The 11,425-nt window shown below is 44.2% G+C and carries 8 protein-coding genes, 1 tRNA gene and 1 rRNA gene; 6 read left to right on the top strand and 4 right to left on the bottom strand.

Going from position 1 to position 11,425, the window contains the following annotated elements:
- Positions 1–86 precede the first annotated feature (86 nt).
- The 3 genes from AB4482_RS20535 to pepA all read right to left on the bottom strand — a co-directional run bounded on the left by AB4482_RS20535 (position 87) and on the right by pepA (position 5,132).
- The gene (locus tag AB4482_RS20535; RefSeq protein WP_372128578.1) at positions 87–2,960 is read right to left on the bottom strand and encodes a valine--tRNA ligase; all 2,874 of its coding nucleotides are present in this window, start codon (positions 2,958–2,960) and stop codon (positions 87–89) included.
- Positions 2,961–3,062: 102 nt separating this feature from the next.
- Positions 3,063–3,512 carry a DNA polymerase III subunit chi gene (locus tag AB4482_RS20530; protein WP_017066664.1) on the bottom strand — a complete coding sequence of 150 codons (450 nt, stop codon included), beginning with the start codon at positions 3,510–3,512 and terminating at the stop codon, positions 3,063–3,065.
- Between the two features lie 99 nt (positions 3,513–3,611).
- Positions 3,612–5,132 carry a leucyl aminopeptidase gene (gene pepA, locus AB4482_RS20525; protein ID WP_017058936.1) on the bottom strand — a complete coding sequence of 507 codons (1,521 nt, stop codon included), beginning with the start codon at positions 5,130–5,132 and terminating at the stop codon, positions 3,612–3,614.
- Positions 5,133–5,324: 192 nt separating this feature from the next.
- On the opposite strand from pepA, the gene lptF reads away from it, so the two are divergent.
- On the top strand, positions 5,325–6,425 hold the full coding sequence (lptF, locus tag AB4482_RS20520) for an LPS export ABC transporter permease LptF (RefSeq protein WP_017058937.1): 1,101 nt from the start codon (positions 5,325–5,327) through the stop codon (positions 6,423–6,425).
- Positions 6,426–6,428: 3 nt separating this feature from the next.
- Positions 6,429–7,499: an LPS export ABC transporter permease LptG gene (gene lptG, locus AB4482_RS20515; protein WP_017058938.1), complete on the top strand. Its 1,071-nt coding sequence runs from the start codon at positions 6,429–6,431 to the stop codon at positions 7,497–7,499.
- A 64-nt stretch (positions 7,500–7,563) separates the two neighbouring features.
- On the opposite strand, the gene AB4482_RS20510 is transcribed toward lptG, so the two are convergent.
- A complete protein-coding gene (locus tag AB4482_RS20510) occupies positions 7,564–8,040 on the bottom strand; it encodes an RDD family protein (RefSeq protein ID WP_102394274.1) in 477 nt (158 codons plus the stop codon).
- 194 nt (positions 8,041–8,234) lie between these two features.
- On the opposite strand from AB4482_RS20510, the gene AB4482_RS20505 reads away from it, so the two are divergent.
- The 4 genes from AB4482_RS20505 to AB4482_RS20490 all read left to right on the top strand — a co-directional run.
- A tRNA-Leu gene (locus tag AB4482_RS20505) sits at positions 8,235–8,319 on the top strand.
- A 560-nt stretch (positions 8,320–8,879) separates the two neighbouring features.
- The gene (locus tag AB4482_RS20500) at positions 8,880–9,287 is read left to right on the top strand and encodes a VOC family protein (RefSeq protein WP_017055297.1); all 408 of its coding nucleotides are present in this window, start codon (positions 8,880–8,882) and stop codon (positions 9,285–9,287) included.
- Positions 9,288–9,370: 83 nt separating this feature from the next.
- Positions 9,371–10,624, top strand: a complete 1,254-nt coding sequence (locus AB4482_RS20495; RefSeq protein WP_017063746.1) for an HD-GYP domain-containing protein — start codon at positions 9,371–9,373, stop codon at positions 10,622–10,624.
- 611 nt (positions 10,625–11,235) lie between these two features.
- Positions 11,236–11,425: ribosomal RNA gene (locus AB4482_RS20490) — 16S ribosomal RNA — on the top strand; the annotation flags it as partial.

Genomic DNA, 11,425 nt, shown 5'->3' with positions numbered 1-11,425 from the left:
CGCGATGAACCTAAAAAAAGGCTGGTCACCAAGACCAACCTTTCTATTTAGAGCGAGAAGTTCGAAGCCTTCTCGTTCACTCGGTTTTAAAGCGCAGCGATTGTCGCTTTTTGCTCTTCAAGCTTCACAAGAGTCTCTTGGTAGCCTTCAAGCTTTTCACGCTCTTTCGCGATAACTGCTTCTGGTGCTTTAGCAACGAAACCTTCGTTACCTAGCTTACCTTCGATACGTTTAATCTCGCCGTGAGTCTTAGCGACTTCTTTATCTAGACGAGCAAGCTCTGCATCTTTGTCGATAAGACCCGCCATTGGGATCATCAACTCAGATTTGCCAACCAGTTTAGTTGCACAAGCAGGAGTCTCTTCACCATCAGCTAGAACTTTAATATCGTCTAGCTTAGCTAGAGAAGTAAGAACGATCTTGTTCGCTTCGATACGAGCGGCATCTTTCTCATCAGCAACCTTGATCATTACTTCTAAGCCTTGGCTTGGTGCAATGTCGTATTCCGCACGTAGGTTACGGATAGCAGTGATGAAAGTCTTAACCCATTCGATGTCGTCAACGATCTCAGCATTGAAGTTAGCTTCATTAAACTGAGGAAGCGCTTGAGTCATGATTGTCTCGCCTTCAACGCCGTCTACTAGCGGCTTAACGCTCTGCCAGATAGATTCAGTGATGTAAGGAAGAACAGGGTGAGCAAGACGCAGAGTCTTCTCAAGAACCGTGATAAGCGTGTAACGAGTCGCTTGTTGTTGAGCTTCAGTACCTTTCCAAAGAACAGGTTTAGTTAGCTCTAAGTACCAGTCACAGAATTGGTTCCAGATGAATTCGTAAAGCGTGTTTGCTGCCATGTCTAGACGGTAGTTGTCTAGGTGAGCATTAAACTCTTTCGCTGCAACTTCAAACTGAGACTCAATCCACTTATCGGCTAGAGAGAATTCCATGTTTGCACGGTCTTCTACAGACAGTGACATGCCACAGTCGTGCTCTTCTGTGTTCATCAGTACGTAACGGCTTGCGTTCCATAGCTTGTTACAGAAGTTACGGTAACCTTCAAGACGCTTCATGTCCCAGTTGATGTCACGGCCAGTTGAAGCCATAGCAGCAAGAGTGAAACGCAGTGCGTCAGTACCGTAGGGTTCGATACCGTTTTCGAATGTTTTACGTGTGTTCTTTTCGATCTTAGCAGCCAGTTTAGGTTGCATCATGTTGCCACAACGCTTCTCTACTAGCTCTTCAAGGCCGATGCCGTCAATCATGTCGATTGGGTCAAGTACGTTACCTTTCGACTTAGACATCTTATCGCCGTTTTCATCACGGATAAGACCTGTCATGTAAACAGTTTTGAAAGGTACTTGAGCCTTGCCATCTTCGTCTTTCACGAAGTGCATGGTCATCATGATCATACGAGCAACCCAGAAGAAGATAATATCAAAACCAGATACTAGTACTTCAGATGGGTGGAATGTTTTCAGTGCTTCAGTATCTTCAGGCCAGCCTTGTGTGCCGAACGTCCAAAGTGCAGAAGAGAACCAAGTATCCAGTACGTCGTCGTCTTGCTTAAGCACAACAACAGGCGCTAGGTTGTTCTTTTCACGAACTTCTTCTTCAGTGCGACCTACGTAAACCTTACCATCGTTGTCGTACCATGCTGGGATACGGTGGCCCCACCAAAGTTGACGAGAGATACACCAGTCTTGCACGTCACGCATCCACGCGAAATACATGTTTTCGTACTGTTTAGGTACGAATTGGATTTGGCCATCTTCAACCGCTTTAACCGCAGGTTCTGCAAGAGGTGCTGTGCGCACGTACCATTGGTCAGTCAGCATTGGTTCGATAACCACGCCACCACGGTCGCCGTAAGGGACAGTCAGGTCGTGATCTTTGATCTCTTCAAGAAGACCAAGCTCATCGAATTCAGCAACGATAGCTTTACGTGCAGCAAAACGCTCCATGCCTTGGTATTTAGCAGGGATGTCCGTTGAGTAAACATCGCTTTCTTCGCCGTTCGTTGTGAAGACTTCAGCAGCATCACGGATATCAGCGTTGAACGTTAGGATGTTGATCATTGGTAGGTTGTTGCGCTTACCCACTTCGTAATCGTTAAAGTCATGAGCTGGAGTGATCTTCACACAACCCGTGCCTTTTTCCATGTCTGCGTGCTCATCGCCTACGATAGGGATAAGACGGTTTACAACAGGAAGTAGGATTTCTTTGCCGATAAGATCTTTGTAACGAGGATCTTCTGGGTTAACAGCAACACCAGTATCGCCAAGCATGGTTTCAGGACGAGTAGTCGCAACAACGATGTAGTCTTTACCATCTGCCGTTTTAACACCGTTCGCTAGCGGGTAGCGGAAGTGCCACATGAAACCTTTTTTGTCTTTGTTTTCAACTTCAAGATCCGAGATTGCAGTGTGCAGTTTAGGATCCCAGTTTACTAGACGTTTACCACGGTAGATTAGGTCTTCTTCGTATAGACGAACAAACACTTCTTGAGTCGCAGCCGATAGGCCGTCATCCATAGTGAATCGTTCACGATCCCAATCTACAGATGCACCAAGACGACGAAGTTGTTGAGTGATCGTGCCACCTGATTCGCCTTTCCATTCCCAGATCTTGTCGATGAAAGCTTCACGGCCGTAGTCGTGTTTTGTTTTGCCTTCTTCGGCAGCAATCTTACGCTCAACAACCATTTGAGTTGCGATACCAGCGTGGTCAGTACCCACTTGCCAAAGCGTGTTTTTGCCTTTCATACGTTGAGCACGGATAAGCGTATCCATGATCGTATCTTGGAACGCGTGACCCATGTGTAGGCTGCCAGTGACGTTCGGTGGCGGGATCATGATGCTGTAAGCTTCTTTTGATGTGTCACCGTGTGGCTTAAAGTAGCCTTTCTCTTCCCAAGTCTTATACAGAGCTTGTTCGATTGATGTTGGGTTGTATGTCTTTTCCATAGTGCTCTTAAACGGATACTGTGAATGGTTAATCGTGGTCAAACTTCATAAGTGAAGCTTCTTGAATCTAAATCCAAAGATAGCTTTAACTATGAGGTTTGACTATGGATGTTGAATCTCGATAGTTTGTAGCTGATATCTAGCTTGACGGTAAATTTTATACCTTTCTCGAGCGAGTTGCTTAGCTTTTTCTTCGCAAGGGACGAAGTCTATCACCTGAGCAAAGGCGTTCGCAAAGGTTGTATGATTATCGGCCAGATTAATTACTAGCTGACGATTCCAATTATGTTTTACGCCTTGATAGCCAATTTCGATGTTGGTTGAATACTTCGGGCCTTCGCCAACCAAGTTGTGCGCAATAAAATCACAGGGTTCGACTTGCCAGAAAACTTCAGCAATACGCTCGGCATGCTCTTTGTCATTACAGTTGAGATAAAGTTTAGCGCCTTGTTTTGCAAAGTGCTGAGCAAGAAACAGCACATAGTGAGCAAAACCATCTTCGCTGGCTTGCGGGCTGTCTGAAGGCACAATGTAAAATGTAGCAGTCTGCATACTTAATACTCGAACTGAAAATCGTGGATATCAATGTTACTTGGTTAACAGGGTCTAACAAATAGCGCTTATTAAAAAAGGGCCCGTAGGCCCTTTTTATTATTTTGAAGATTGCTCTTCAGTCTCTTGGCCGCTGCGGTTCAATAAGAATTGGACTAGCATTGAGACAGGACGACCTGTCGAGCCTTTCGCTGCGCCTGACTTCCAAGCTGTACCAGCACTGTCGATGTGTGCCCAGTGGTACTTCTTAGTGAATTTAGACAGGAAACAACCAGCAGTGATTGTGCCGCCAGGACGGCCACCGATGTTCGCCATATCAGCGAATGGGCTGTTTAGCTGCTCATGGTACTCGTCTGCCATTGGTAGACGCCATGCACGGTCACTTGCTTGCTCTGAAGCATTAACAAGTTCGTGAGAAAGTGGGTTGTGGTTCGATAGAACGCCACTGATGTGGTGACCTAGAGCGATAACACATGCGCCAGTTAGCGTAGCAACATCGACAACACAGTCAGGTTCAAAACGCTCAACGTAAGTTAGAGCATCACATAGAACCAAGCGACCTTCAGCATCAGTGTTGAGTACTTCAACCGTTTGGCCTGACATTGTCGTTAGGATATCACCTGGACGGTAAGCATTGCTGCCCGGCATGTTTTCACAACCGGCTAGGATACCAACCACGTTAATAGGCAGGTTCAGCTTAGCCAGTGCTTTCATTGTACCGAATACAGACGCCGCACCACACATGTCGTACTTCATCTCATCCATGCCTTCACCAGGCTTAAGCGAGATACCGCCTGAATCGAAAGTCAGACCTTTACCTACTAATACAATCGGCTTCGCATCTGGATCCGGAGCGCCTTTGTATTCCATGATAGACATCATCGATTCATTTTTAGAGCCACGGCCAACTGCTAGGTATGATGTCATACCCAGTTTTTCCATCTCTTCTTCGCCAATGATCTTAGTCTTCACTGTCTCGTAATCGTCGGCTAAACGACGAGCTTGAGAAGCAAGGTAAGCAGGGTTTGCGATGTTTGGTGGCATGTTGCCTAGATCTTTAGACGCTTTTACACCTGAAGCAATAGCAAGGCCGTGAGAGATTGCTTTCTCACCCAGGCTCAATTCGCGACGTGTTGGTACATTGAATACCAATTTACGTAGTGGGCGACGAGTCTCTGGCTTGTTGCTCTTGAATTGGTCAAATGTGTAAAGACCATCTTTAGTCGCTTCTACCGCTTGGCGAACTTTCCAATAAGTGTCGCGACCTTTAACGTGAAGTTCTGTAAGGAAACATACAGCTTCCATAGAACCTGTTTCGTTTAGTGTACTGATGGTTTTTTGGATAATTTCTTTGTATTGACGCTCGCCTAGCTCACGTTCTTTACCACAGCCTACCAGTAGAACACGTTCTGAAAGTACACCAGGTACTTGATGCAGTAGTAGCATCTGGCCAGGTTTACCCTCTAGATCACCGCGACGAAGCAGTGAACTAATGTAGCCATCGCTAATCTTATCTAATTGCTCGGCTACTGGAGAAAGGCGGCGCGGTTCGAATACACCGACAACGATACATGCGCTGCGCTGTTTCTCTGGGCTGCCACTTTTTACACTGAACTCCATGCGTACTCCTACATCCTGAAGACAAATCGAACTAAATGTTAGATAATGGGTTCTTACTTGTTGGATCCTATAATGGAACTAACCTTAAAGAAGAACGCTAACACTTAGCTAAAAATTTAAAAAAATAAAAGGTTCAACGGGAAATTATAGTGATTCAATCAAAAAAACAAGTTTTGTATAGGTAATTTGAGCGTGATTATTGTTAGATATTTGATCCGCGAGACAATCAAGAGCCAATTTGCGATCTTTTTTGTTCTCTTTCTCGTGTTTCTCAGCCAAAAATTCATCAGTGTTTTAGCGGATGCCTCTGATGGTGATATCCCTGCGAGTCTTATATTGTCGATTGTTGGCTTAAATATGCCAGCGATGGGCCTATTGATGCTTCCACTCAGTATCTATATTGGTATTTTGCTTACTTTTGGCCGCCTTTACGCTGAAAGTGAAATAGTGGTCATGAACGCCACCGGTATCGGTAATAAATTCCTGATCCAATCTGCGCTTTACCTCGCTTTAATTACGGCATCTGTTGCAGCCTTTAACTCATTTTGGTTATCTCCTTGGTCACAAGACAAAGTTGAACAAATGTATGAAGAAGTAGCTGCAGAGAACAGCGTTGATTTGCTACCAAAAGGTAAGTTTGAAGGTACGCCGGATGGCTCTTCTGTCGTGTTTATTGATGATATCGACGGTAATAAGTTAGAAAACGTGTTCGTAGCTCAAATGCGTCCGCGTGATTCTGTACTGCCAAGTGTGATGTTCTCGAAGTCAGGTGATGTAAAAGAGCTCAGTGATGGTCGCCAAGTGATCGTAATGTACGATGGTACTCGTCATGAAGGCATTCCGACTCGCCTCGACTACAGGGTGACGCACTTTGAAGAATACGAAGGCCTGATTGGTCAGCGTGAAGTTGAGAAGAAAGGTCGAGACTGGGAAGCGATCCCTACGCTTGAACTGATTGGTAACTCAAATAATAGTGCGAAAGCAGAGTTGCAGTGGCGTATTTCTTTGGTACTTTGTATTCCATTGTTGACCATGCTTGTCGTGCCACTGTCTGCGGTAAACCCTCGACAAGGTCGTTTTGCGAAAATCGGCCCAGCAATACTGATTTATCTCACCTATTTCTTAGCAATCAGTGCAACCAAGTCTTCAATCGAAGAGGGGAGCATTCCTGCGGTAATCGGCATGTGGCCAATCAATGCGTTATTGTTATTTGTCGCGATTGGTGCCAACTTTATGGATAGCGTGCCAGTAAGGCGTTTGAAAGAAAAATTCAAGAATAAGAGGTTGGCTTAAGCCGTGTTTAAGATTCTCGATTTATATATAGGCAGAACCATCATCGCAACGACGTCACTGGTATTGGTGACGTTTGTTGGCCTCTCTGGGATCATCAAATATGTAGAACAGCTAAGAAAAGTTGGCCGTGGTACATACGATCTATTACAAGCGCTGTATTTCGTTTTATTGAGTATCCCTCGTGATATCGAAATGTTCTTTCCAATGGCTGCATTGCTTGGCGCATTGATAGGGCTTGGTATGCTTGCTGCAAGTTCTGAGCTTGTCGTTATGCAGGCAGCTGGTTTCTCTAAGTTAGATATCGGCCTATCAGTACTTAAAACAGCTATTCCACTGATGATCGTGGTGACATTGCTTGGTCAATGGGGAGCACCGCAAGCGCAGAAAATGGCTCGTGATTTAAGAACTATCTCGATTGCTGGTGGTAATATTATTTCGACGCAAAGTGGTGTCTGGGCTCGTGATGCCAATGACTTCATCTTCATTGTCAAAATCGATGACCAGAAGCTATATGGAATGAACATGTGGCGCTTTGATGAAAACAAGGCACTTAAAACCGCTATTTATTCTGACGAAGTTGATTACGTTGGAGACAACGTGTGGACGATGAAGGATGTAGAGATCACGTCTTTTGAAAACGAACTTCAAATTACTAAAGAAAGTTTACCGACTTACTCTTGGGAAACGTCATTAGCTCCAGATAAGTTGGCGATAGTAACGGTTAAACCAGAAGAGCTATCGTTAAGTGGGTTGTATGATTATGTTTCTTATCTGAAGGCGTCAGAGCAAGATGCATCACGCTATGAATTGGCGCTGTGGAGAAAGATAACCCAGCCAATTTCGATCGCGGTTATGATGTTGATGGCACTGTCGTTTATCTTTGGTCCTTTGCGTAGTGTGACCATGGGTGCGAGGATTTTGTCAGGTGTTATTGCTGGCTTTACCTTCTATATATCCAGTGAGTTCTTTGGCCCAGTGAGTTTGGTTTATCAAATACCACCCGCCTTTGGCGCAATAGCCCCGAGCGTGGTGTTCCTTGGAATTGCCATCATGCTCTTGAGGCGGAAACTGTAAATAGTAAAAAGGAAGGCATAACGCCTTCCTTTTTTGATCTTGATTGGAGCTAACTTAAATCACATTATCGTGCTTGTGGTAACACAACGACTTCGGTCTTTGCCCAGATATCGTGAAAGCCACGTTTTTCAGGATCGAATGGAACACATAGGTTTGCCAGTCCAAAACCTGAAGTACCTAAACGAATCAGCGCCTGAGTTACTGTGAGCGCTGAGCCATCTTTGTTTTGAACGCGCAGCTTCCAAGCTCTCATGCCGAGAGTTTGACCAGCTCTAGTCCAGAAGAACACGAAGAAATATACCCAAACGGCGACTAAGTAAAAGGTATATGCAGGGCTCCAAATCGGATGGTTGGTTAAGAAGTCACTAACATCGGCATAACCGCTGTGGTTAAAAATGCCGAGAGCCATGAGCGCGTGCAGTAGAGCGACAATGACGCCAGCCGCCAACATTTCAATAGCGATTACGATCAGAGCGTCGTAGAACAAGGCACCAAATCGGCGCATGACTCCTGCTGGTGGCAGAGTGTTTGTTGATGTCATGTGTTATTACTTCTTTAAAAATTGAGGCGTCAGAATATAGTTTAAGGCTTAGCCTGAAAAGAGACATGACGCACAGCTTATGACTTAGTGGCGAAATTATCGGCAAACACACATGAATTCAAGTTTTTATACTTGCCACATCAGTTCGCATACGTATAATGCCAAACATCGAAAGGGCAATGCCCCAAGATAATGCCGGTATGGTGAAATTGGTATACACGACGGATTCAAAATCCGTTGCCTTCGGGCGTGGCGGTTCAAGTCCGCCTACCGGTACCATATTTAAATGACAAAGCCTCGACGAAAGTCGGGGCTTTGTTGTATCTGGGATATAGGAAGCGTTGCCTTCGCGGTGGCGGCAGGAATGCCTGTCCAATCAGTCCGCCTACCGGTACCAAACATAGAAAGGTCGCTTTGGGCGTTTGTGAATTTTAAATCCAGCGTGTCGGCTTGGATGCAAGCCCAGTCAAGTCACCTACCGGCACCATATTTAAATGACAAAGCCTAGATGAAAATCGGGGCTTTGTTGTGGGGTATAGGAAGCATTGCCTTCACGGTGGCGGCAAGAATGCCTGTCCAATCAGTCCGCCTATCGGTACCAAACATAGAAAGGTCGCTTTTATAGCGACCTTTCTATGTTTTGGACGTATGTGAATTTGAAATCCGGCGTGTCGTTGCAGTTGCTCTTCAATCAGACAGATCTTGATGTTTCACTCATAAATCTCATAATTTCCCTTCGCTATTCGATCTGATAATGAATTAATTATCTTAAATCATGATGTTACCTGTCATTCTCTTTTCTATTGTCTATGTTTAAAGGACTAACAGAGGAGATAGATATGCTGACAGTAACCCCTTACTTGTTTTTTGATGGTCGTTGTAATGAAGCGTTGGATTTTTATCACAAGTGCTTTGGTGGTGTGGTTTTATCTAAGCAGCTTTTTAGTGATGCACCACAGGTAATCGAGGGCGCTCAACCTGATTGGGTTATGCATGCTGAGTTCGAAGCGTTTGGTATGAAGCTGATGATGTCTGATGGTGTTAAGGCAAAAGAACTTGAAGGCAACAACCTCGCTCTCTCTCTTGTGACTGAAGATACCGCGACTCAAGAACAAATCTTTGAAAAGCTCAAGAAGGGAGGGCGGATAATGACTCCACTCGCAGATACTTTTTGGGGGGCTCGATTTGGCAAAGTAGAAGATAAATTCGGTATACGCTGGATGGTGCACTGCGACTCTTTAAGTTGAGCCTGTGAAATTGGATAGTGAAATTGCTGCTTGGTTTTATTAGAATTATAAATAGAGATTAATCATCAATATTATATATAAAAATGGGCAGCATAAAGATTACCGTAGATCGCATTCAGCCCGGTCTGCATATACGACTCCCCGTAAAATGGAATGAACACCCATTTTTATTCAACAGCTTTAAAATCAAAGATGACGCTCAAGTAAAAGTAATTCGACATCTTGGGATTAAGCACGTCTATATAAACCTGAGTCAAAGTGATACCTCACCTTTACCTGTTAATCACGTAGGTGAACAAGAAGTCGATATTGATTCACAGGTAAGCCTTGAAACGGAAAGAATGTGGAAAGATAAGCATGAGCGTATCGAAACCCTTAGCTCTTACCGCCGCAGGGTGAGTCATTGTGAGAGAGAGTTTGAACGTTCGCTTGCTCGAATGCGATCTGTGATGACCAAGATCCGTAACAGACCTTTAGATGCGGTAGGGGAGGTTAAGGCTCTTGTTGATGATATCGTTGAAACTCTAGTGAGCGATGATAACGTCACCTTGCACCTTATGAATGCTAAAGCAGATTTCGAAGATATTTACTTTCATACTCTAAATGTTTCGGTTGTTGCACTGATGATAGGAAAGGCCAAAGGCTATAACACACAGCAATTGAAAGACCTCTCATTCGCAGCGTTGTTTCACGATGTAGGCAAGATCAAAATACCAGTCGCGATACTAAGAAAGCAGAGTGCACTAACGGTGCCAGAAGAGAACTACCTGAAGCTTCATACTAAATACGGTGCGGATATTGTATCGGCAATTGATGACTTTCCTGAAAGTGCTAAAAAGGTGATCGCTCAACATCATGAGATGAATGATGGTTCTGGCTACCCCGAGGGCTTAAAAGAACATGAGATTGATGAATTTGCCAAGATAGTCGCCGTGGCTAATGCATTTGATAACCTTTGCCATGGTAAAACGCAATCTCAACAAATGATCCCGTATTTGGCGCTGTCCCACCTATATAAGAGCTGCAAGCATCTATATAGCCAAGATAACTTGGGGCTGTTAGTTAAGTTCATGGGAGTCTATCCACCAGGAACTGTAGTACAGCTTTCAAATGACTCGATTGGGATTGTGATATCCGTTAACGCTAAACATATGCTTTATCCAAATGTACTTATCTATGATCCTAGCGTGCCAAGAACCCAAGCTCCGATCATTGACCTCTTTATTAAAGAGATCAAAATCGTTAATGCCGTTCATCCAAGCAAATTACCTGAACAAGTTCGAGAGTATCTAAACCCTAGGGCTCGTTTATCTTACTTTTTTGATAGTGGAGAGTAGTTATCCACAGGTCGTTGTGGGTAATTTGTTCGAAACTTGGGGTGAAAGTAGTATAAATAAGCCCTTGGTTGAAATGTCTTCGCTTAACCTCTTTTTTTAATAAAAAACGCATTTATTGCTTGCCAATATGAGCGGCATCTCTATAATGCCGCCTCACTGACACGGCAGACGCCACAAGGCTTCAGCGAGAAATGTTAGTAAGGCAACTAGCTTTAAGCGATGATTCGCTTCTACTTTTAGAAAGTAGGAATTAATTCCAAATAAGTGTTTGACACTGAGAATTAAATCGCTAGAATGGCCGCCTCTTCCGAAGTGATGTAAGTCACAACGAAAAGAAGCTCTTTAACAATTTAAACCTATCAATCTGTGTGGGCACTCGTTGATGAATATCAAAACGTTTTATCTTCCCTTTTTTAAAGAGAAGTAAAACAGATTCCTCGGAATCAAATTTGGTTTCAATGAACTGAGTGACCAATACGAATAACTACTTTCTCTTGTAGAAAGAAGGTATTTGGCACAGTCAATTCATTATCTTTCTGTTGGAAAGATAATAGCTTTAGAATTACTTTTTGTAGTTTTGAAGTCAGTATTCATTGAGCCGACAAAATCTTAAATTGAAGAGTTTGATCATGGCTCAGATTGAACGCTGGCGGCAGGCCTAACACATGCAAGTCGAGCGGAAACGACACTAACAATCCTTCGGGTGCGTTAATGGGCGTCGAGCGGCGGACGGGTGAGTAATGCCTAGGAAATTGCCTTGATGTGGGGGATAACCATTGGAAACGATGGCTAATACCGCAT

It is taken from the genome of Vibrio sp. 10N.222.55.C7 (assembly GCF_041473335.1).
GTDB classification, from domain to species: domain Bacteria; phylum Pseudomonadota; class Gammaproteobacteria; order Enterobacterales; family Vibrionaceae; genus Vibrio; species Vibrio crassostreae_C.
This window is presented reverse-complemented; position numbering and strand designations above follow the sequence as displayed.

Coding starts and splice junctions, on each gene's coding strand:
- AB4482_RS20535 (WP_372128578.1), bottom strand. CDS start 2,960: ATGGAAAAGACATACAACCCAACATCAATCGAACAAGCTCTGTATAAG.
- AB4482_RS20530 (WP_017066664.1), bottom strand. CDS start 3,512: ATGCAGACTGCTACATTTTACATTGTGCCTTCAGACAGCCCGCAAGCC.
- pepA (WP_017058936.1), bottom strand. CDS start 5,132: ATGGAGTTCAGTGTAAAAAGTGGCAGCCCAGAGAAACAGCGCAGCGCA.
- AB4482_RS20510 (WP_102394274.1), bottom strand. CDS start 8,040: ATGACATCAACAAACACTCTGCCACCAGCAGGAGTCATGCGCCGATTT.
- AB4482_RS20500 (WP_017055297.1), top strand. CDS start 8,880: ATGCTGACAGTAACCCCTTACTTGTTTTTTGATGGTCGTTGTAATGAA.
- AB4482_RS20495 (WP_017063746.1), top strand. CDS start 9,371: ATGGGCAGCATAAAGATTACCGTAGATCGCATTCAGCCCGGTCTGCAT.